This is a genomic window from Comamonadaceae bacterium OTU4NAUVB1, from assembly GCA_024372625.1.
Taxonomy (GTDB): Bacteria; Pseudomonadota; Gammaproteobacteria; order Burkholderiales; family Burkholderiaceae_C; genus Variovorax.
The window spans coordinates 173,462-194,343 of sequence record CP099607.1; the positions used below are offsets into that span (position 1 = coordinate 173,462).

Genomic DNA, 20,882 nt, shown 5'->3' on the forward strand with positions numbered 1-20,882 from the left:
CGGGCGGCTGCAAACTTCCCGTCATGTCGACTTTCACCACGCCACGGCCGGCCGGCCCCCTTGGCGCGCCCCCGGTTGCGACCGCGTGCGACGCTTCGCTCATCGCCTTTCTGAGGCAGTTCGACCACGACCTGCGCACGCCCCTGGGCACCATGGCCGCGGCGGTCGATCTGCTGCGCGACGAGGCGCCCGCCTCGGTCAGCCACGCGGAGTCGATCGCCGTGCTGGAACGCCAGATCGCGCGGCTGCACGCGCTGACGCAGTCGCTGCGGGAGTACGCGCAGGGCCTGTCGCCGGCGGGCGTGGCGCAGCGGGAGGGTCGCTGAGGTGGGGCACGTGATGGTGGTGGAGGACGACGAGGACGCCGCGCGCACGCTCACCACGCTCATCGGGCGGGAGCACCACAGCGTGACGAGCGCGCACTCGCTGCACGCGGCGCGGCGCCTGCTCGCGCTGCAGTCGCCCGACCTGCTGCTGCTGGACCTGCACCTGCCCGACGGCAGCGGCTTCGACCTGCTCGCGAGCGAGCAGGGCCTGCTCGCGGACACGGAGGTGATCCTCATCACGGGCCAGGCGAGCGTGGAGACCTCGGTGCAGGCGCTGCGCATGGGGGCGGCCGACTACCTGGTCAAGCCGGTCAACCCGGTGCACCTGCGCGGGCTGCTCTCGCGGCTGAGCCGGCCCTCGCGCCTGCGCGAGGAGCTCGCGCAGATCACCGAGCAGTGGCGCGAGACGGGGCGCTTCGGCGAGCTCATCGGGGCGTCCGAGGCGATGCAGCGCGTCTACCGCCAGATCTCGCGCGTGGCGGGCACGGCCGTGACGGTGTTCATCCACGGGGAGAGCGGCACGGGCAAGGAGCTGGTCGCGCGCGCGGTCCACGAGCTCAGCCGGCGGCGCGACATGGCGTTCCTGGCGGTCAACTGCGGGGCGCTGTCGCCGCACCTGGTGGAGAGCGAGATCTTCGGCCACGAGAAGGGCAGCTTCACCGGCGCGGAGCGCCAGCACCAGGGCTTCTTCGAGCGCGCCCACGGCGGCACGCTGTTCCTCGACGAGGTCACGGAGATGCCCCTGGAGCTGCAGGTGAAGCTGCTGCGGGTGCTGGAGACGGGCACGTTCATGCGCGTGGGCTCCACCGAGCTGCGCCAGACCGACGTGCGCATCATCGCGGCGACCAACCGGGACGCGCTGGAGGCGGTGGCGCGCGGGCGCCTGCGCGAGGACCTGCTCTACCGGCTCAACGTGTTCCCCATCGCGCTGCCGGCGCTGCGCGAGCGCGGCGAGGACGTCGCGCTGATCGCGCGCAGCCTGCTGGCGGACATCAGCGCGCGCGAGGGCCAGGACAAGGCCTTCACGCCCGCGGCGCTCGCGCGCCTGAGCGCCCACGCCTGGCCGGGCAACGTGCGCGAGCTGCGCAACGTCGTGCAGCGCGCCTGGGTGATGAGCGCGGGGGACCGGGTCGACGAGGAGTGGCTGCCCCAGCCCGCCGCCGTCCCCACCGCCAACGCCGCCGCCGCCACCGCCACCGCCGGGACCGCCTTCGTCCCCGCGCCGGCCGCGCACGCCGAGGCGCCCACCACGCGCCGCGCCCCCGAGCCCGGCGCCCCCACCCTGAGCATCGCCCTGGGCACGCGCCTGGCCGATGCCGAGCGCCAGCTCATCCTGGCCACCTTCGCCCACTGCGAGCGCCACAAGGAGCGCACCGCCGCCACCCTGGGCATCAGCATGAAGACCCTGTACAACCGGCTCAAGGAATACGGCGGTTGAGCGCGCGCGGGCGCCGCCGGAATGCCGATTGCCTGCCCTCGGAGACAAACCGGACATCGAGAGGAAACGCCATGTCCATCGAAAAACTCAGGCAGCTCGCGGGGCTCGATCTCCCCTTCAACGCGAACGACGACGACGAGATCGACGAGTTGCGCGTGCTGATGGCCGCCGGCCTGATCGCCGGGCTGACGCTTCGGGTGCCGGCGGGCGTGGACGGCGGTCCCGACCGCGCGGCGCGCGTCATCCGGGTGCTGGCCATCACGCCCGAGGGACGCCGGCTGCTGCAGCGCAGCGGCGCCGATCCGGGCGTGTCGAGCACGCACTGAAGGCGCGCGTCGCGCGTCCCGCCACCGGCGGCGGGAGCGCGGGGACGGGGGAAGTCCCGATAAGGAAACGTGAACGCGCTCGAAGCCGAAGTCAGGCCGCGCGCGCGGGATCGCAACCACACTCGGGACCACCGTCGCCATCCCCGTCCCGACCGCGAGCCCCTCCATGATCATCGACTGCCACGGCCATTACACGACCGCCCCCGAGGCCCTGGAGACCTGGCGCGACCGTCAGATCGCCGGCATCGCCGACCCCGCCTCCAGGCCCCGGGTCGCCGAGCTGAAGATCTCCGACGACGAACTGCGCGAGTCCATCGAGCACAACCAGTTGCGCCTCATGCGGGAACGCGGCAGCGACCTCACCATCTTCAGCCCGCGCGCGAGCTTCATGGCCCATCACGTGGGGGACTTCGAGGTCTCCTCGACCTGGGCGGCGATCTGCAACGAGCTGTGCGCGCGCGTCGCCGGCCTCTTCCCCGACCACTTCATCGGCGCGGCGATGCTGCCGCAGTCCCCGGGCGTCGACCCGGCCACCTGCATCCCGGAGCTGGAGCGTTGCGTGACCGAGTACGGCTTCGTCGGCATCAACCTCAACCCCGATCCCTCCGGCGGCCACTGGACCGGCCCGCCGCTGTCGGACCGCCACTGGTACCCGCTCTACGAGAAGATGGTCGAGCACGACATCCCGGCCATGGTGCACGTGAGCACGAGCTGCAACGCCTGCTTCCACACCACCGGCGCGCACTACCTGAACGCCGACACCACCGCCTTCATGCAGTGCCTGAGCGCCGACCTGTTCACCGACTTCCCGACGTTGCGCTTCGTGATCCCGCACGGCGGCGGCGCGGTGCCCTACCACTGGGGGCGCTTCCGGGGCCTGGCCCAGGCGCTGAAGAAGCCGCTGCTGGAGGACCACCTGCTGAAGAACATCTTCTTCGACACCTGCGTCTACCACCAGCCCGGCATCGACCTGCTGACCCAGGTCATCCCGGTGGAGAACATCCTGTTCGCCAGCGAGATGATCGGCGCCGTGCGCGGCATCGACCCGCAGACCGGCCACCATTTCGACGACACGCGCCGCTACGTCGACGCCACGCCGCGGCTCGACGCGCGCACCCGTCACCAGGTCTTCGAGGGCAATGCGAGGCGCGTCTATCCGCGCCTGGACCGTGCCCTGAAGGCCCGGGGGCGCTGAGCATGACCGCGCCTTCACCCCGCCGCGAGGCCGACGGGACCGGCAGGCGTGCGCGTTTCGCCGCTGGCGGACGGGGGCCGGACCTGTACGCTATGCGGGAGCCACTGGCCCGAGCCGGCCCGCGCCGCTTCGACTGACGCGCGGCCATTCCAACGCACGCAACCCGCACCCCCGGAGACCGACAAGATGAGAGACATCCCGACCCCCCGCACCGCCTCCCGCGCCACGCGCCGCCGCCTCGCGGCCCTGGCCGCCGCCGCGGGCGTCTGCGCCGCTTTCGCGCTGCTGCCGACCACGGCCGCCGCCCAGGACTTCCCCAGCCGCCCGGTGCGCATCATCACGCCGTTCCCGGTCGGGGGCGGGCCCGAGGGCGTGGTGCGCCTGCTGGCCGACAAGCTGAGCCGCGCCTGGGGCCAGCCCGTGACGGTGGAGAACCGCCCCGGCGGCAACGGCTTCATCGCCATCGACGCCTTCAAGCGCGGCAACAAGGACGGGTACGACCTGATCCAGCTCGACAACGTCCACCTGACGGCCTACCCGTCGCTGTTCATGAAGCTGCCCTACGACCCGGTCAAGGACTTCGAGCAGATCGACCCGCTGTTCCGCACCAACTTCTTCTTCACCGTGGGCACCGACAGCAAGTACCGGTCCGTCGGCGAGATCGTGGCCGACGCCAAGGCCAACCCTGGCAAGCTGAACTACGGTTCCTGGTCGATCGGCAACCCGGTGCACCTGGGCTCGGCGCTGTTCGAGTCGATGACCGGCACGACCATGTCGCACGTGGTCTACAAGGAGACCTCGCAGCTCTACACGGCCGTGGCGACCAACGAGCTGTCCTTCGCGCTCGGCACGCTGGGCAGCGCGGGCGCCATGCAGCGCGCGGGCCGGCTGCGCTACCTGGCCGTGGCCGCCCCGGTGCGCCACCCGGCGTTCCCGGACGTGCCCACGGTGGCCGAGTCGGGCGGGCCGGCCGGCTTCGAGGTCATCGGCTGGACCACGCTGGCCGCGCCCCCGGGCCTGCCGGCGGCGGTGACCGACAAGATCCGCCGCGACGTCGAGAAGGCGCTGGCCGACGACGACTTCAAGGCCAAGTTCGCCGCCTTCGGCTACGAACCCTTCCCGGTCACGCGCGTGCAGTTCGACCAGTTCATCCGCTCGGAGTCGGCCCGCCAGGGCGACGTCATCAAGAAGGCCAAGGTGTCGCTCGACTGAGCGGACGCCCGGGACCCGCCGCCAGCAGAAGGAAGAAGACCCCAATGGCTCGCATCATCGGCGCCGTCGCCTGCTCCCACACGCCCACCATCGGCTTCGCGTTCGACCGCCACAAGCAGCAGGACCCGGTGTGGGCGCCCATCTTCGAGGCGTTCGCGCCGGTCCAGCGCTGGCTGGCCGAGAAGAAGCCCGACGTGCTCTTCTTCATCTACAACGACCACGTCAGTTCGTTCTTCTTCGACCACTACGCGGCGTTCTCGCTGGGCGTGGGCGAGGAGCACCGCGTGGCCGACGAGGGCGGCGGCGCGCGCGACCTGCCCGCGCTCGCCGGCCACCCGGCGCTGGCGCGGCATATCGGGCGCTCGCTGGTGGCCGACGAGTTCGACCTGTCGTTCTTCCAGGACCGCGCGCTCGACCACGGCGTGTTCTCGCCGATGTCGTTGCTGTGCCCGCACGAGCCGGGCTGGCCGATGCCGGTGGTGCCGCTGCAGATCGGCGTGCTGCAGTCGCCGGTGCCCTCGGCGCGGCGCTGCTGGCGCCTCGGCCGGGCGCTGCGGCGCGCCATCGACAGCTACCCGGAGGACCTGGCGGTGGCCATCGTCGCCACCGGCGGCCTGTCGCACCAGGTCCACGGCGAGCGCGCGGGCTTCAACAACCCGGCCTGGGACGCGCGGTTCCTCGACCTGATCGAGAACGACCCGGTGCGCCTCACCGAGATGACGCAGGCCGAGCTGGCCACGCTCGGCGGCATGGAGGGCGCCGAGGTCGTCATGTGGCTGGTCATGCGCGGCGCGCTGTCGTCGAACGTGAAGAAGCTGCACCAGAGCTACTACCTGCCCTCGATGACCGGCATCGCCACCGTCGTCTACGAGAACCTGGCCAGCGCGCCGGTCGCCGGCGAGGCGACGCGCCACCGGCGCCACGTCGACGAACAGCTCGCCGGCATCGAGGCGCTGGCGGGCACCCACCCGTTCTCGCTGGAGACCAGCGTGCGGGCTTACCGGCTCAACAAGTTCTTGCATGGCATGACCGAGCCGGCCCACCGCGCCGCCTTCGCGAGTGACCAAGAGGCTGCGTTCGAAGCGGCTGGCCTGACCCAGGCGGAGCGCGACCTGGTGCGCCGGCGCGACTGGCGTGGGCTGATCCACCACGGCGTCATCTTCTTCATGCTGGAGAAGCTGGGCGCGGTGCTCGGCGTGTCCAACCTGCACATCTACGCGGCCATGCGCGGCGAGACGCTGGAACAGTTCCAGCAGACCCGCAACGCGCCCGGCGCGCTGTACTCGGTCGCCGGCCGGGACGCCGCCCCGCCGGCCTGGGACACGGCGGCGGACGCGCCGGCCGCGCCCGCGACGCCGGAGACCCCGGCGGCGATCCCGCGCTGACGCCCGGCGCCGCCTTTCCTTCCTTCCCCTCACGCGGCCCGTCCGACGGGCCGACGAAAGACCGATCATGACGCTCCCCAGGAACACTCCCACCCCACGCCTGGCGCGCTCGCTCGCGGCGTGCCTGCTCGCGGGCGGCCTCGTCGCCGGCTGCGCCACCGCGCCGCCCCGGGCCGCCACCCCCGTCGTCGTGGCCGCGCCCGGTGCCGCGCAGCCGGCGCCCGTCGCCGGCCGCACGGACGTGCTGTGGCTCGGCCAGGCCGCCTTCCGCATCGCGACGCCGGGCGGCAAGGTCATCGTGATCGATCCGTGGCTGCGGCAGAACCCGACGACGCCGCCGGCCTACAAGAGCCTGGAGGCCCTGGGCAAGGTCGACGTGCTGCTGGTCACCCACGGCCACCTGGACCACTTCGCCGACGCACCCGCGCTCGCGCAGCTGCACCAGGTGCCGATGCACGCGCCGGCGGACATGAACCAGACCGTCGGCGTGCTGGGCATCCTGCCGGTCGCGCTGGCGCCGCGCTTCGGCAAGGGCGGCACCATCAGCCCGGCGCCGGGCATCCGGGTGACGGCGGTGCGCGCCGAGCACTCCTCGGTGGTGGTGTGGAAGGACCCGGCCACCGGCCGGGAGGCCGTCCATCCGGGCGGCGAACCGGTGGGCTACGTCATCGAGCTGGAGAACGGCTTCCGCATCTACCACATGGGCGACACGGGCCTGTTCACGGACATGAAGTTCATCGCCGAGCACTACCGGCCCGACCTGGTGCTGATGCCCATCGGCGGGCATTTCACGATGGACCCGGCCGATGCGGCCTTCGCCACGCGCGAATGGCTCAAGCCGGCGTTCGTGATCCCGATGCACTACGGCGCCAACCCGCTGGCCAAAGGCACGCCCGACCAGTTCGTCCGCGCGCTCGGTCCGGCCACGGGCACGCGGGTTCTGGCGCTGCAGCCGGGCGGCCGGGCGGTGTTCGGGCCATGACGCCGCCCGGCGACCCCGCGCCGATTCGGGGCCTCTGCTCGATGGCGACGCGCGGGCTGCTCGACGAACTGTCGGCCGCGCACGCGGCACGCTCGGGCGTGCCGGTCTCGTTCCTGGCCGTCGGCGGCGTGGCGGCCGCGCGCCGCGTGCTGGCGGGCGAGCCGTTCGACGTCGTGGCGCTGGCGGCCGAGGCCATCGACCGGCTGGTGGCCGCCGGCCGCGCCGACGCGCCGGGCCGCATCGACCTGGCGCGCTCGGGCGTCGGGGTCGCGGTGGGCGCCGCGTCCCCGCTGCCCGACATCGCCAGCGGCGCGGCGCTGCGCGAGGCGGTGCGCGCCGCGGCGCGCATCGGGTATTCGACCGGTCCCAGCGGCGTCGCGCTGATGGCGCTGTTCGAGCGCTGGGGCCTGGCCGAAGCCCTGCGCGAGCGCCTCGTGCAGGCGCCGCCGGGCGTGCCGGTGGCCGCGCTGGTGGCGCGCGGCGAGGTCGATCTGGGCTTCCAGCAGCTCGGCGAGCTGACCGGCGTCGACGGCGTCCGTCTCGTCGGGCCGTTGCCGCCGGACGTGCAGATCCAGACCGTGTTCGCGGCCGCGCCCGCGACCGGCGGCGCGGCATCGCCTGCGGCCGTGCGCGACCTGCTCGGCTTCCTGGCCTCGCCCGCCGCCGCCGACGCCAAGCGCCGCCACGGCCTGGCGCCGGCCTGAGCACGGCCCTCGCGTCGGAGCACGCCACGTGAACACCGCCCGGCCGGAGGCCGGCCTCGGCATCAACCTGCGCCACCTGCGCGCGCTGACGGCGGTGGCCGCCGCGGGCAGCATCACCGGTGCGGCCGATGCGCTGTTCCGCGTGCCTTCGGGCGTGACCCGCGCGATCGCGGCGCTCGAGGCCGGCCTCGGCCGGCCGCTGTTCGACCGCCAGGCGCGGGGCGTGACGCTCAACCCGTACGGCGAACTGGTGCGGCTGAGGGCGCTGCGCGTCGAGGCCGAATTCGAACGCGGCCGGGCCCAGCTGGCCGCGCGCGGCGTCCGCTCGGCGGCCGGCGCGCGCTCCCCCTTCGACGCGCTTCCCAACGGGCGCCGCCTGGCGGTGATCGCCAGCCTGGTCGACCTGCGCAACATGCCGGCGGTGGCGCACGCGTTCGGCATCACCCAGCCGGCCGTGAGCGGCGCCCTCAAGAGCCTCGAGGCCGGCCTGGGCCTGGCGCTGTTCGACCGCCGCGCCGGCCGGCTCGCGCCCACGCCAGCGGGCGAGGCCGTCGCCCTGTCCTTCCGGCGCGTGCTGGCCGAACTGCGCAGCATCGCGGCGGACATCGCCGCCAGCGAGGGGATGCTGCAGGGCAGCGTGACGGTCGGCGCGCTGCCGCTGGGCCGCACGCGGATCCTGCCGCTGGCCATCGCGGCGCTGATCGCTCGGCATCCCGGCCTGCACGTGGTCACGGTCGAGAGCCCGTACGACGCGCTGGCGGCGTCGCTGCGCGGCGGCGACGTCGATTTCATCCTGGGGGCGCTGCGCGGCGCCGAGGAGGCGGCCGACCTGCGCCAGGAGCCGCTGTTCGAGGACCGCATCGCCGTCATCGCGCGCGCCGGCCATCCGCTCGCGCGGGCCGGCCGCATCGACTTCGACGCCCTGCACCGGGCGCGCTGGGTGCTGTCGCGCCAGGGCTCGCCCTCGCGCGAACTGCTCGAACGCTGCTTCCGCGCGGCGCGCGAGGCGCCGCCGGTGCCGGCCGTGGAGACCGGCGACCTCGCCATCCTGCGCGGGCTGCTGATGGAGAGCGACATGCTCACCGCGCTGTCGGCCCACCAGCTGGACCACGAGATCGCCGATGGCAGCCTGGCGGTGCTGGATTTCCCGCTGGACGGCACGCGGCGCCAGATCGGGCTGACCCAGCGCCTGGGCGCCTGTGCGTCGCCCGGGGCGCGGGCCCTGATGGCGGAGGTCCGGGCGGTGGCGGCGCGGCCCCCGTTTTGCGCCGCCTAGCGCGCGGGCGACGCCCGCCGGCGCCTATTCCGCTTCCACGCCGGCCTGTTTCACCAGCCTGACGTAGCGCGCCTGCTCGGTCTTGAAGAACTGCAGCGAGGCCTCGGGCGACATCGGCTGGACGACGTTGTCCTGCCTGGCCATCGCCTCCCTGGTCTCGGGCATGTCGAAGGCGGCGACCACGGCGTCGTGCATGCGCCTGACGGTCGCGGCCGGCAGCCTGGGCGGGCCGACGACGGCGAACCAGCCGGCGATGTCGACCTCGGGGAAGCCCTGCTCGGCGATCGTCGGGACGTCCGGCAGCGACGCGACGCGGGACTTGCCCATCACGCCGATGGCGCGCAGCTGGCCGGCCTTGAGTGCGCCCTGCGCGGCGGGCACCGACACCACGCCCATCTCGACCTGACCGCCCAGGAGGTCCGCCACCATCGGGCCGACGCCCTTGTACGGGATGTGCCGCGCCTGCACGCCGGCGGCGTCGAGGAACATCGCACCGGCCAGGTGGATGATCGTGCCGTTGCCCGAGGAGGCGTAGTTGTAGCCGTCGGGCCTGGCCCTGAGCAGCGCCTGCAGTTCCTTCGCGTTCCTCGCGGGCACTTTCGGATTGACGACGAGCACGAAGGGCGTGGCGCCGACCACCGAGATCGGCGTGAAGTCGTTGATCGCGTCGAAGGGCATCTTTTTGAAGACGCTCGGGTTGACGACGTGGTTGTTGGAGACCACGCCGATGGTCAGGCCGTCGGCCGGCGCCCGCGCCAGCACCGAGCTGCCGGTGATGCCGCCCGCGCCGGGCAGGTTCTCGATCACCACCGCCTGACCACCGAGCGCCTTGGTCAGCGAGGGCGCGGCGGCCCGGATGATGGTGTCGACGCCCGAACCCGCACCGACGGGCAGGATGACGCGCAAGGGCTTGTCCGGGTACTGGGCGTTCACGGGGGTGACGCAGCACAGCGCGAGGGAAGCGAGCGCGGCCGCGACGCCTTGGCGACGGTTCAGGGAAAAAGTCATGTCGTTCGTCTCCGGGAGTTCTGGAAAGCCGTCTCTCAGGCGGAAGGGTGGCGCTCCAGACCGGCGAGCACTTCCTCCGTGTGCTCGCCGATGCCGGCAAGGGGGCGGCGCACGCCGGGGCGCTGGCCGCCCATGGTCAGCGGCAGCAGCACCACCTCGGTCATGCCGCCGTCCTCGGTCCGCATCGGCACCAGGCCGCCGCTGGCGATCAGGTGCGGGTCCTCCACCAGCTGGTCGGGCCGCACGATCGGCGCGTAGGGGATGCCGGCGGCCTCCAGCTTCGGCGCCAGCTCGGCCACGCGGTGGTGCAGCAGGATCTCGCCGAGCTGGGCCAGCAGCTGCGGGCGCACCGCCACGCGCGAGGCGTTGTCGCCGAAGCCGGGCTGCTCGAGCAGGTCGGGGCGCTCCAGCACGCGGCACAGGGTGGCGAACTGCTTGTCGCTGACCGCGCCGATGAACAGCTGCTGCGCGCCCTCGTCGAGCGTGAAGACGTCGTAGACGCTCCAGGCCGACACGCGCGAGGGCATCGGCGGCGGCGGCTCGCCGGTCATGAGGTACTGCTGCATGTGCTGCGACGACAGGAAGACGCAGTTCTCGAACAGCGCGCTCTGCACCTCCTGGCCCCGGCCGGTGCGCTCGCGTTCGCGCAGGGCGGCGAGCACGCCGATGGCGCCGAACATGCCGCCCATGATGTCGTTGACCGAGGTGCCCGCGCGCAGCGGCCGCCCGATCGGCCCGGTCATGTAGGACAGCCCGCCCATCATCTGCACCACCTCGTCGAGCGCCAGCCGGTGCTCGTAGGGGCCGGGCAGGAAGCCCTTGTGCGTCGCATAGATGAGCTTCGGGTACTTCTTCGACAGCGTCGCGTAATCCAGGCCGAAGCCGGCCATCAGCCCGGGGCGGAAGTTCTCCAGCACCACGTCGCATGCGCCGGCCAGTTCGGCGGCGGTGGCGCGGCCCGCCTCGGTGGCGATGTCGATGACGACGCTCTTCTTGTTGCGGTTGAAGGAGCGGAAGAAGCCGATGCCCAGCCCGGGCAGGTTGCGGGTCCTGTCGCCGCCGGGCGGCTCGACCTTGATGACCTCGGCGCCGAGGTCGGCCAGGATCATCCCGCAGGTCGGGCCCATGACCATGTGGGTGAACTCGAGCACCCGCAGGCCGGCCAGCGGCAGGGGCGGGGCGGCGGTGGAAGCCGCTGCGGCGTGGGCGGTGGCGGGTGGGGTGGCGTCGGTGGTGGTCATGCGGGCGGTCTCGTCGTCGGGGTCCGGGCGGTGGGCGGGTGGGCGGGTGGGCGGGTGGGCGGGCGGGCGGGCGTTCAGGCAGCGGCGGCGTCGGCGCTGGCCGCACGGGTGCCACGGCGCGCGAACGTCGCGGGCACGCCGGCCTGCCACAGCGCGCCGCGCAGGGTCTCGCCCTGGAGCCAGCCGGCGACCTTGGCGCGCAGCGCGAGCAGGGCCTCGATGTCGATGCCGGTGTCGATCCCCATGTCGGCCAGCATGTAGGCCAGGTCCTCGCTCGACGCGTTGCCGCTGGCGCCCGGGGCGTGCGGGCAGCCGCCGATGCCCGCGAGCGTGGCGTCGAAGCGCGTCACGCCGGTCTCCAGCGCCGCGCAGACGTTGGCCAGCGCCATGCCGCGCGTGTCGTGGAAGTGGCCGCAGCAGAAGCGGTCGCCGGCGATGGCGCGGGCCTGGGAGAACAGGTCGTGGACGGCGGCCGGATTGGCCTGGCCCACCGTGTCGGCGATGCTCACGCGGTCGGCCCCGGCGTCGAGCAGCGCCTGCATGCAGCGCAGCACTTCGGCCTGCTCGACCTCGCCCTGGAGCGTGCAGCCGAAGGCGGTGCCGATGCCGCCCTCGATGACGATCCTCGAGCCGGCCGCGTCGCGCGCCGCGCGCATCCTGGCGACTTCGGCGACGACGTCGTCCGGCGTCTTGCGCAGGTTGGCCAGGCTGTGGGCGTGGCTGGCCGACAGCGGAACGAGCATCAGGTCGGCGCCGTGCGCGATGGCTTGCTCGGCACCTCTCAGGTTGGGCACCAGCACCGACACCTGCAGGCCCGGCAACGTCCTGGCGAAGGCGACCAGCTCGGCGGTGTCGGCCAGCTGCGGCAGCAGGCGCGCCGGCACGAAGGAGCCGACCTCGATCTCGCGCTGGCCGGCGGCGTGGGCCTCGGCGATCCATTCCAGCTTGCGTGCCGTGGGCAGCACTTGCTGGATGCTCTGCAGCCCGTCGCGCAGGCCGACCTCGCGCACCACGGCGCGGGCGGGGAATCTCGTCATGGGGGATGTCTCCAGGGTGGCGGCCGGTGCGTCCGCCCGGCCGATCCCGCCAATGTAGACATTCCGTGGCAAGGGCTAAAGCGCTAATATTTCCCTCCAGACATTCCATTTCGGAAAGCCACGATGCGCGATCTCGACCTGACCAGCCTGCGCCTGTTCGTCGCCGCCTGCGACCACCGCAACATCGCCCGTGCCGGGGCCCAGGCGCACCTCGGCGCCTCGGCCGTCAGCAAGCGGCTGGCGCAGCTCGAGGCGGCGGTCGGCGCGCCGCTGCTGGTGCGCCAGCGGCGCGGCGTGGTGCCCACGGCGGCCGGCGAGATGCTGCTCGAACACGCGCGCGCGCTGCTCGCGGCGTCGGACCGGCTGGGGCGCGACATGGCCGACCACGGGCGGGGCATCAAGGGGCAGGTCCGGGTGCTGGCCACGCTGTCGGCCATCGCCGAGTTCCTGCCCGACGACATCGCCGCCTTCCTGCAGGACCCGGCGCACGCCGGCATCCGCATCGACCTCGCCGAGGGCCCGACCTCCGAACTGGCGCGTGCCGTGCGCGAGGGGCTCGCCCCGCTGGGCATCGGCTGGGACGCCGCCGACCTGGCGGGGTTGCAGACCCGGCCCTACCGCAGCGACCACCTGGCCATCGTGGCGCACCCCGCGCACCCGATCGCCGCGCGTTCGCACTGCGCCTTCGTCGAGACGCTGGGGCACGAGCACGTGGGCCTGCCGGCTTCCACCGCCGTCTACACCCTGCTGGCCCGCGCCGCCGCCGTCGCCGGCCGGCCGTTGAACTACCGCGCGGTGGTCTCCACCTTCGACGCGAGCCTGCGCTGCGTGCGCGCCGGCCTGGGGATCGCGGTGGTGCCCCGGGAGGTCGCCGCGCCGATGGCCGGCGACGGCGCCTTCCGCGTCGTGCCGCTCACCGACGCCTGGGCACGGCGGCGCTTCACGGTGTGCTTCAAGGACGAAGCCGGCCTCTCGCCCTCGGCACGGCTGCTGCTGGCGCACCTCGAACGCGCCGGTCGCGCCCACCCGGCCGAGCCGGCCTGACACCGCGCCGGCGCCGACGTGCGATGCGAATGCGGTCGCGAGGCCGCTGTCAATGCCGTTTACCCGTGACAAAAGTCACGGCAACGCACCACTTTGCTAGGATTGAATACCTTTGTGTTATTTTGCTTGTGATTCTTCTTACAATGTCACACTTTAGTACACGTTCTGACATAAGTCGAGGAGAAGACACATGGGCGAAAGCCAACCTGCGGGACACCGGCTGCGCCGCTTCGGTGGCGCCCTGGCCTGCGCGCTGGTGCTCGCCTCGTGCGGCGGCGGTGGGGACGACGCGGCCACGGCCAGCGGCGCCGCGCGTGACGGCGCCACGACCGCCGGCGCGCCCGACGCACGCGCCGGCGCGGCGCCGGCGCTGAAGACGGCGCTGCCGGCGGCCGGCACCTGGGGTCCGCGGATCGTCCTGCCGCTCGTGCCCGCCTCGGCCGCCAACCTCCCCGATGGCAAGGTGCTGCTGTGGTCGGCCGACGACCGCTTCAACTTCAGCGGCAACGGCCAGGCCTACACGGCGGTCCTCGATCCGGTCACGGGCCAGTCCACGGAGCGTTTCGTGAACCTCACCGGCCAGAACATGTTCTGTCCCGGCACCACCAACCTGCCCGACGGCCGCATCCTGGTCAGCGGCGGCTCCAACGCCGAGAAGACCAGCGTCTACGACCCCCTGACCGGCGCCTGGTCGGTGGCCGCGCCGATGCGCATCCCGCGCGCCTACCAGGCCAACACCCTGCTGCGCGACGGCGCGGTCTTCACGCTGGGCGGCTCGTGGGCCGGCGGCGTGGGCGACAAGCACGGCGAGATGTGGACCGAGGCGGCCGGCTGGAACCTGCTGACCGGCGTGCGGGTGGACGACTTTCTGACGGCCGATCCGGCCGGCGCCTACCGCGCGGACAACCACATGTGGCTGCTGCCCGCGGGCAACGGCCAGGTCTTCCACGCCGGTCCCAGCACGCGCATGCACTGGATCGACACCACCGGCGTCGGCCGGGTGCAGGCGGCCGGCCCGCGTGGCGACGACGCCGACAGCATGAGCGGCAACGCCGTCATGTACGACGCGGGCAAGGTGCTCAAGGTCGGCGGCTCGCCCGCCTACCAGGACAGCAACGCGACCCCGGCGAGCTACGTGATCGACATCCGCGCCGAGGCCAGGGTGCGCAAGCTCCGCCCCATGGCCTACGCGCGCGCCTTCCACAACAGCGTCGTGCTGCCCAACGGCCAGGTGATGGTGGTGGGCGGGCAGAGCCATGCCGTGCCGTTCTCCGACAACACTTCCGTGCTGCCCGCGGAACTGTGGGACCCGGCGAGCGAGACCTTCACCACGCTCGCGCCGATGAGCGTGCCGCGCAACTACCACAGCATCGCGCTGCTCCTGCCCGACGCGCGCGTGATCTCCGCCGGAGGCGGGCTGTGCGGCGCCGGCTGCGCGACCAACCACGCCGACGCGCAGATCTTCACGCCGCACTACCTCTTCAACGAGGACGGCAGCGCGGCCACGCGCCCGGTCATCACCGAGGCGCCCGCGTCGGCCACCTACGGCAACGCGCTGCAGGTCGCCACCGACGGGCCGATCGCCGCGTTCTCGCTGGTTCGCATGTCGTCGGTGACGCACACCGTCAACAACGACCAGCGCCGCCTGGCGCTGCGCCACGAGCGCACCGGCGACAACCGCTACGCCGTGGCCATGCCGACCAACCCGGGCTGGGCGCTGCCGGGCAAGTACATGCTGTTCGCGCTCAACGCCGACGGCGTGCCGTCGGTGGCGCGCATCGTGACGGTGGGCGCCAACGGCGCGCCCCGCCTCGCGCCCGTCGCCGAGCAGTCGAGCTTCACCGGTCGCGCCGTCTCGCTGGGGCTGGCGGCGTCGGGCGCGACGCGCTTCGAGGTGACCAACCTGCCCCCGGGCGTCGCCTACGACGCCGGCGCGCAGGCCCTGCGCGGCACGCCGAGCGTGCCGGGGCGCTACACCGTCACCGTGCTGGCCGGCAACGCGGCGGGTGCGACCAGCACCGACTTCCTGTGGCGCGTGGACGCCGCCGGGGCGGTGCGCTTCGTCAAGCTGGAACAGCTCAGCGAGGTCAACGGCAATCCCTGGGGCGCGATGGCCGAACTCAACCTGCTCGACGCCGGCGGCCAGGTGCTGCCGCGCGCCGGCTGGAAGCTCACCGCCGACAGCGAGGAACGCATCGGCGAGAACGCGGCCATCGCCAACGCCGTCGACGGCGACCCCAACACCTTCTGGCACACCCAGTACACGCCCACCTCCACGGACATCCCGCACAGCGTCGTGGTGGACATGGGCGCGACCCAGCGCCTGGGCGGCCTGCGCTACCTGCCACGCCCGGGCGGCTTCAACGGCACCATGGCGCGCTTCCGGATCTACGTCAGCGCCGACGGCGTGGCCTGGGGCAACCCGCTGGTAGAGAGCGACTTCCGGCTGATCGACGCCAACAACGCGGCGGAGAAGACGGTGCGCTTCGACGTCGGCGTCACGGTCAACTACGCCCCGGTGGTGAACTCGCCGGGCGACCTGGGCAACCAGGTCGGCGACACCGTGGCGCTGGACATCGTCGCCTCCGACGACCAGGCCGAACCGCTGCGCTTCGCCGCGACCGGCCTGCCGCCGGGCCTGACGCTGAACGCCGACACCGGCGCCGTGGCCGGCCGCACCACCACCAGCGGCACCTTCGCGGTGACGTTCTCGGCCACGGACCGCGCCGGCGTCACGACGCAGACCGCCTTCACCTGGCGGGTGCAGTCCCTGGTGCCGCCGACGCCGAGCGTCGCCGCGCCGGTCATCACGGGCGGCGCCACCGCCGTCTTCACCGCGCAGGTCGCGGGCGACGCGTCGAACCTGCGCTTCGCCTGGGACTTCGGCGACGGCAGCCCGGCCACGGGCTACGACGCCGCGCCCGGCACCACCCACCGCTACGACGCGCCGGGCCTCTACACCGTGACGGTGCGCGTGCGCGGCGGCGACGGCCAGGAGAGCGTCACCCGCTTCACGCAGGCCGTGGCCGGCGCGATCGCCACCGGTTCGGCGGCGCCGGGCGCCACCACGGCCATCGCCTGGGAGCCGGGCACCGCCACCCAGGGCGCGCGCCTGTGGGTGGTCAACCCCGACAACGACTCCGTCAGCGTCTTCGACGGCACCACCTCCACCCGCCTGGCCGAGGTGGCGGTGGGGCGCGCGCCGCGCACGCTGACGCTGCTGCCGGCCCTGCGCCAGGTCTGGGTGGCCAACCGCGACGGCGCCAGCATCACGGTGATCGACACCGCCACGCGCGCCGTGCTGCGCACGATCGCGCTGCCGGCGGCCTCCCAGCCGTGGGGCATCGTGGCCGCGCCGGCGGGCGACCGCGTCTACGTGAGCCTGGAGGCCACCGCGCGCGTGCTGCAGCTCGATGCGTCCGGCGCCACCCTCGGCGCGCTCGCGCTGCCGGGCACGCCGCGCCACATCGCCGTGTCGGCCAACGGCGGCCAGCTGCTGGTCTCGCGCTTCGTCAGCGCGCCGCAGCCGGGCGAGGAGACCGCCACCGTGCGCACCACGCGCGACGGCGTGGCCACCGGCGGCGAGGTCTGGGCGGTGGCGACGGCGACGCTGGCGCTGCAGAAGACCGTCGTGCTGGCCCACGGCGCGCGCGCCGACAGCACGACGCAGGGACGCGGCGTGCCCAACTACCTGGGCGCCGCGGCCATCGCGCCGGACGGGCTGTCGGCCTGGGTGCCGTCCAAGCAGGACAACATCCAGCGCGGCCGGATGCGCGACGGGCTGGACCTGAACTTCGAGAACACCGTGCGCGCCATCGACTCGCGCATCGCGCTCGGCACGCTCGCCGAGGACGCCGCCGCGCGCATCGACCACGACAACGCGAGCCTCGCCAGCGCCAGCGTGTTCCACCCGAGCGGCGCCTACCTGTTCACCGCGCTGGAGACCAGCCGGCAGATCGCGGTCGTCGATCCGGTGGGTCGGCGCGAGCTGTTCCGCGTCGACGCCGGGCGCGCGCCGCAGGGCCTGGCGGTGTCGTCGGACGGCCGCACGCTGTTCGTGGCCAACTTCATGGACCGCTCCGTGGGCGTCTACGACCTGCGCCCGCTGACCGGCTACGGCCAGCTGGAACTGCCGGCGCGGGCCACGCTGGCGACGGTGGCGACCGAGAAGCTGACCGCGCCGGTGCTGCGGGGCAAGCAGCTCTTCTACGACGCGCGCGACACGCGGCTGGCCCGCGACGGCTACATGAGCTGCGCCTCCTGCCACAGCGACGGCGGCCACGACGGGCGCACCTGGGACTTCACGAGCCTGGGCGAGGGCCTGCGCAACACGACCGCGCTGCGCGGCCATGCCCAGCAGGGCCGGCTGCACTGGAGCGGCAACGCCGACGAGGTGCAGGACTTCGAGGGCCAGATCCGCGCGCTGGCCGGCGGCACCGGCCTCCTGACCGACGCCCAGCTCGCGACCGGCACCCGCGCGCAGCCGCTGGGCGACGCCAAGGCCGGCGTGAGCACCGACCTCGACGCCCTGGCCGCCTACGTGGGCTCGCTCGACACCTTCGCGGCCAGCCCGGCGCGCCAGGCCGACGGCAGCCTCACGGCGCTGGCCGTGACCGGACGCACCGTGTTCCAGAACCAGTGCGTGAGCTGCCATGGCGGCACCGCGTTCACCGCCAGCGCCGCGGGCGTGCTGCAGGACGTCGGCACGCTCAAGGCCACCAGCGGCACCCGCCTGGGCGCGCCGCTCACGGGCCTCGACATCCCGACCCTGCGCGACGTCTGGGCCACCGCGCCGTACCTGCACGACGGCTCGGCCGCGACCGTGGAGGACGCCGTGCGCGCCCACACCCGGCTGCCGGTGCTGTCGGCGGCCGACCTCGCCAGCGTGAGCGCCTTCGCGCGCCAGATCGGCGGCACCGAAGCGGCGGTCGGTCCCCCGGCCACGGCCACGGGGGTGCGCGGGCGCTACGTCCGCTTCGAGGCGCTCTCCGAGGTGGCGGGCAATCCGTGGACGTCGATGGCGGAGTTCTACATGCTCGACAAGGCCGGCCAGCCGCTGTCCCGCACGGGCTGGCGGATCACCGGCTTCGACACCCAGGAGACCGCCGGCGAGGACGGCCAGGCCGCCAACGTGCTCGACGGCAACGCCAGCACGATCTGGCACACCACCTGGTCGAGCGGCAACGCGCCGTACCCGCACTGGATCGTCGTCGACACCGGGGCCGTGCGCGACTTCGGCGGCTTCCGCTACCAGCCGCGCACCGGCGTGCCCAACGGCACGGTGGACGGCTATCGCCTGTCGGTGTCCACCGACGGCGTCGCCTGGGGGCAGCCGGTCAAGCAGGGCAACCTGTCGGCGCTGGGCGCTCCGGCGGCCACCAAGTCGGTGCTGTTCGGTGGCTGAGCGGCCGCCGCCAGGACGCCGCGCGGCGCGCGGCGCGCTCGCCCTCGCGGTGGCGGTCGCGGCGCTGCTGCTGCTGGCGCCCGCCGGCCACCGCCTGTGGCAGGCGCACCGCCAGGCCGAGCTGGGCGAACGGCTGCTGCGGGGCGGGGACGGCGCGGCCGTCGTGGCCGGCGCGCCGGTGCTGCGCGGCCGGCTGGCCGGCCATCCGGAGGCGCTGCCGCCGGAAGCCACGCGCTGCGTCAACTGCCACACGACCGGCGCCGGCGCCGGCCCGGCGGGAACGGCCGCGTTCGGGCCGTCGCTCGACCCGGTCACGCTGGCGCGGCCGGCCTCGCGGCGCGGCGGGCCGCCCTCGCGCTACGACGCCGCCAGCCTGTGCCGGCTGCTGCGCGAGGGCATCGATCCGGCCTGGGTCGTGGTGGACGCGGCCATGCCGCGCTACGAAGTCAGCGACGCGCAGTGCCGCGCGCTGTGGGCGCGCCTCGACCGCGCCGCGCTGTCCTGAGATCGGTCTCCCCATGCAACGCCGTCACTTCCTCCGCACCGCCGCCGCCCTCGCGACGACGGCCCGCCTGGGCACCGCCCGGGCCCACGGCGGCCTCGTGCTGCCGCCGCAGCCCGTGCCGGCGGTGCGGCTGCGCCTGCAGGACGGCCGCACCCTGTCGGGCCCCGCGCTGCTCGAGGGCCGGGTGACCGCGCTGCAGCTCATGTTCACCGGCTGCAGCGCCACCTGTCCCCTGCAGGGCGCGCTGTTCGCCGAGGTCGAGCGCCAGCTGCTGGCCCGGCGCGCCGCGCTGCCCGACGTGCAGCTGATCTCGGCCAGTATCGACGCGCTGGGCGACGACCCGGCCGCGCTGTCGGGCTGGCTGGCGCGCTTCGGCGCCGGCGGGCTGTGGAGCGCGGCCACGCCGGCGGTGGCCGACCTGGACCGCTGGCTGGATTTCCTGCAGGGCCGGCGCGGCGGGGCCGATCGCCACACGACGCAGGTGTTCCTGTTCGACCGCCGGGGCCGGCTCGCGCTGCGCACCGTCGATCTGCCGCCGCCGGCCGAGGTGGCGCGCCTGGTGGGCGAGCTGGCGGCGCAGAAGGGCTGAGCGGCCGAGGGGCCGAGGGGCCAAGGAGGCCGAGGAGCGGGCCTCAGTCCGCCTTGGCGCCGGCGCTGCGCACGATGGCGGCCCACTTCGGGATCTCGCTGCGGATCAGCGCGCCGAAGGCCTCGGGCGTGCCGAAGACGGGTTCGATGCCGAGTTCGGTCAGCTGGGCCCGCAGCGCCGGCGTCGCCATCGCGCGGCCGAGCGCGGCGTGCAGGCGCGTCAGCACGTCGGGGCGGGTGCCCGCGGGCGCGAGCACGCCCAGCCAGTTCGAGACGTCGTAGCCCGGCATGCCCGCCTCGGCGATGGTGGGCACGGCGGGCAACGCCGCCAGTCGCCGGGTCGAGGTCACGCCCAGCGCGCGCACGCGGCCCGCGCGGAGGTGTTCGGCGTAAACGGTGTAGGAGTCGAAGGTCAGGTCGACGCGGCCGGCGAGCAGGTCGGTCAGCAGCGGCGCGCTGCCCTTGTAGGGCACGTGCAGCATGCGGGTGGCGCTCAGGTGCTCGAACAGCGCCCCGGCCAGGTGGCTCGAACTGCCGCTGCCGGCCGAGCCGTAGGTCAGCGCGCCCGGCCGGGCGCGGGCCAGGGCGATCAGCCCCGCCACGTCGCGGGCCTCGACCTGCGGGCCGACGATCAGCACGCGCGGGGTCAGGTGGGTGAGGCTGATCGGCGCGAAGTCCCGCAGCGGGTCGTAGCGCAGGTTCGGGTAGAGCGCGGGATTGATGGCCTGCGTGCCCATGGTGGCGAAGAACAGCGTGCGGCCGTCGGGCGCGGCCCGGGCGACGGCCTCGGCGGCGGCGGCGCCGCCGGCGCCGCCCCGGTTGTCGACGATCACGGTGGTGCCCAGTTCCTCGCCCAGGCGCTGCGCCATGCCGCGCGCCATCACGTCGGCCGCGCCGCCGGCCGGGAACGGCACGATCAGGCGCACCGGCGCGGCCGGATCGGCCGCGAAGGCCGGCCGCGCGCCGAAACCGCTGGCGAGCGCGATCGACGCCAGGACGCGGCGGCGCGAAAGGGCGGGGGGCGGTGGGTGCATCGGTGTCTCCTTCGACGCACTCTAGGGGGCACCGGAGCGCGTGGCACCGGGGCGGTGCGCAAGGCTGCTATGCGCGCAGCGGCGAACGCGACGTGCGTCGCCGGCCGACAGGCGGGGGCGGCATTCTTCCACCGCCACGCCGCGCGGCGGCGCGACGATTGGTGCATCGCAACATCG

At 73.9% G+C, this 20,882-nt stretch carries 17 protein-coding genes; 13 read left to right on the plus strand and 4 right to left on the minus strand.

Annotation, left to right across the window (positions count from 1 at the left end; all coding sequences use genetic code 11):
• Nucleotides 1-23 precede the first annotated feature (23 nt).
• The 9 genes from NF681_20470 (at nt 24) to NF681_20510 (ending at nt 8,844) form a co-directional block, all read left to right on the plus strand.
• Nucleotides 24-326 (plus strand): hypothetical protein, encoded by a 303-nt coding sequence (locus tag NF681_20470; protein ID UST56357.1) that lies wholly within the window; start codon nt 24-26, stop codon nt 324-326.
• Between the two features lies 1 nt (nt 327).
• Nucleotides 328-1,764 carry a sigma-54 dependent transcriptional regulator gene (locus NF681_20475; GenBank protein UST56358.1) on the plus strand — a complete coding sequence of 479 codons (1,437 nt, stop codon included), beginning with the start codon at nt 328-330 and terminating at the stop codon, nt 1,762-1,764.
• A 71-nt stretch (nt 1,765-1,835) separates the two neighbouring features.
• Nucleotides 1,836-2,090, plus strand: a complete 255-nt coding sequence (locus NF681_20480; protein UST56359.1) for a hypothetical protein — start codon at nt 1,836-1,838, stop codon at nt 2,088-2,090.
• A 166-nt stretch (nt 2,091-2,256) separates the two neighbouring features.
• Nucleotides 2,257-3,285, plus strand: a complete 1,029-nt coding sequence (locus NF681_20485) for an amidohydrolase (protein UST56360.1) — start codon at nt 2,257-2,259, stop codon at nt 3,283-3,285.
• 186 nt (nt 3,286-3,471) lie between these two features.
• Complete coding sequence (locus tag NF681_20490; GenBank protein UST56361.1) at nt 3,472-4,497, plus strand: tripartite tricarboxylate transporter substrate binding protein; 1,026 nt, start codon at nt 3,472-3,474, stop codon at nt 4,495-4,497.
• A gap of 44 nt (nt 4,498-4,541) precedes the next feature.
• On the plus strand, nt 4,542-5,882 hold the full coding sequence (locus tag NF681_20495; GenBank protein UST56362.1) for a gallate dioxygenase: 1,341 nt from the start codon (nt 4,542-4,544) through the stop codon (nt 5,880-5,882).
• A 67-nt stretch (nt 5,883-5,949) separates the two neighbouring features.
• Nucleotides 5,950-6,864 carry a metal-dependent hydrolase gene (locus NF681_20500; protein ID UST56363.1) on the plus strand — a complete coding sequence of 305 codons (915 nt, stop codon included), beginning with the start codon at nt 5,950-5,952 and terminating at the stop codon, nt 6,862-6,864.
• Complete coding sequence (locus NF681_20505) at nt 6,861-7,568, plus strand: substrate-binding domain-containing protein (protein ID UST56364.1); 708 nt, start codon at nt 6,861-6,863, stop codon at nt 7,566-7,568. Before NF681_20500 ends, NF681_20505 begins: the two co-directional genes overlap by 4 nt.
• A gap of 28 nt (nt 7,569-7,596) precedes the next feature.
• Nucleotides 7,597-8,844, plus strand: a complete 1,248-nt coding sequence (locus tag NF681_20510) for a LysR family transcriptional regulator (GenBank protein UST56365.1) — start codon at nt 7,597-7,599, stop codon at nt 8,842-8,844.
• 24 nt (nt 8,845-8,868) lie between these two features.
• Here NF681_20510 and NF681_20515 read toward each other — a convergent pair whose 3' ends face one another.
• The 3 genes from NF681_20515 to NF681_20525 all read right to left on the minus strand — a co-directional run bounded on the left by NF681_20515 (nt 8,869) and on the right by NF681_20525 (nt 12,130).
• The gene (locus NF681_20515; GenBank protein UST56366.1) at nt 8,869-9,852 is read right to left on the minus strand and encodes a tripartite tricarboxylate transporter substrate binding protein; all 984 of its coding nucleotides are present in this window, start codon (nt 9,850-9,852) and stop codon (nt 8,869-8,871) included.
• A 35-nt stretch (nt 9,853-9,887) separates the two neighbouring features.
• Nucleotides 9,888-10,985, minus strand: a complete 1,098-nt coding sequence (locus tag NF681_20520) for a CoA transferase (protein UST56403.1) — start codon at nt 10,983-10,985, stop codon at nt 9,888-9,890.
• A gap of 182 nt (nt 10,986-11,167) precedes the next feature.
• Nucleotides 11,168-12,130 carry a hydroxymethylglutaryl-CoA lyase gene (locus NF681_20525; protein ID UST56367.1) on the minus strand — a complete coding sequence of 321 codons (963 nt, stop codon included), beginning with the start codon at nt 12,128-12,130 and terminating at the stop codon, nt 11,168-11,170.
• A 123-nt stretch (nt 12,131-12,253) separates the two neighbouring features.
• Here NF681_20525 and NF681_20530 point away from each other — a divergent pair, with 123 nt between their 5' ends.
• The 4 genes from NF681_20530 to NF681_20545 all read left to right on the plus strand — a co-directional run bounded on the left by NF681_20530 (nt 12,254) and on the right by NF681_20545 (nt 19,672).
• Nucleotides 12,254-13,174: a LysR family transcriptional regulator gene (locus NF681_20530; protein ID UST56368.1), complete on the plus strand. Its 921-nt coding sequence runs from the start codon at nt 12,254-12,256 to the stop codon at nt 13,172-13,174.
• Nucleotides 13,175-13,364: 190 nt separating this feature from the next.
• The gene (locus tag NF681_20535; GenBank protein ID UST56369.1) at nt 13,365-18,578 is read left to right on the plus strand and encodes a discoidin domain-containing protein; all 5,214 of its coding nucleotides are present in this window, start codon (nt 13,365-13,367) and stop codon (nt 18,576-18,578) included.
• Nucleotides 18,571-19,083 (plus strand): hypothetical protein, encoded by a 513-nt coding sequence (locus NF681_20540; protein ID UST56370.1) that lies wholly within the window; start codon nt 18,571-18,573, stop codon nt 19,081-19,083. The genes NF681_20535 and NF681_20540 overlap by 8 nt, the downstream gene beginning before the upstream one ends.
• A gap of 13 nt (nt 19,084-19,096) precedes the next feature.
• Entirely contained in the window at nt 19,097-19,672 is a 576-nt protein-coding gene (locus NF681_20545) for an SCO family protein (GenBank protein ID UST56371.1), read from the plus strand.
• 43 nt (nt 19,673-19,715) lie between these two features.
• Here the strand turns inward: NF681_20545 and NF681_20550 are convergent, their stop codons facing one another.
• Complete coding sequence (locus NF681_20550; GenBank protein ID UST56372.1) at nt 19,716-20,705, minus strand: tripartite tricarboxylate transporter substrate binding protein; 990 nt, start codon at nt 20,703-20,705, stop codon at nt 19,716-19,718.
• Nucleotides 20,706-20,882 lie beyond the last annotated feature (177 nt).

Coding starts and splice junctions, on each gene's coding strand:
- NF681_20470 (UST56357.1), top strand. CDS start 24: ATGTCGACTTTCACCACGCCACGGCCGGCCGGCCCCCTTGGCGCGCCC.
- NF681_20480 (UST56359.1), top strand. CDS start 1,836: ATGTCCATCGAAAAACTCAGGCAGCTCGCGGGGCTCGATCTCCCCTTC.
- NF681_20485 (UST56360.1), top strand. CDS start 2,257: ATGATCATCGACTGCCACGGCCATTACACGACCGCCCCCGAGGCCCTG.
- NF681_20490 (UST56361.1), top strand. CDS start 3,472: ATGAGAGACATCCCGACCCCCCGCACCGCCTCCCGCGCCACGCGCCGC.
- NF681_20495 (UST56362.1), top strand. CDS start 4,542: ATGGCTCGCATCATCGGCGCCGTCGCCTGCTCCCACACGCCCACCATC.
- NF681_20500 (UST56363.1), top strand. CDS start 5,950: ATGACGCTCCCCAGGAACACTCCCACCCCACGCCTGGCGCGCTCGCTC.
- NF681_20505 (UST56364.1), top strand. CDS start 6,861: ATGACGCCGCCCGGCGACCCCGCGCCGATTCGGGGCCTCTGCTCGATG.
- NF681_20515 (UST56366.1), bottom strand. CDS start 9,852: ATGACTTTTTCCCTGAACCGTCGCCAAGGCGTCGCGGCCGCGCTCGCT.
- NF681_20520 (UST56403.1), bottom strand. CDS start 10,985: ATGGTCATGGGCCCGACCTGCGGGATGATCCTGGCCGACCTCGGCGCC.
- NF681_20525 (UST56367.1), bottom strand. CDS start 12,130: ATGACGAGATTCCCCGCCCGCGCCGTGGTGCGCGAGGTCGGCCTGCGC.
- NF681_20530 (UST56368.1), top strand. CDS start 12,254: ATGCGCGATCTCGACCTGACCAGCCTGCGCCTGTTCGTCGCCGCCTGC.
- NF681_20535 (UST56369.1), top strand. CDS start 13,365: ATGGGCGAAAGCCAACCTGCGGGACACCGGCTGCGCCGCTTCGGTGGC.
- NF681_20545 (UST56371.1), top strand. CDS start 19,097: ATGCAACGCCGTCACTTCCTCCGCACCGCCGCCGCCCTCGCGACGACG.
- NF681_20550 (UST56372.1), bottom strand. CDS start 20,705: ATGCACCCACCGCCCCCCGCCCTTTCGCGCCGCCGCGTCCTGGCGTCG.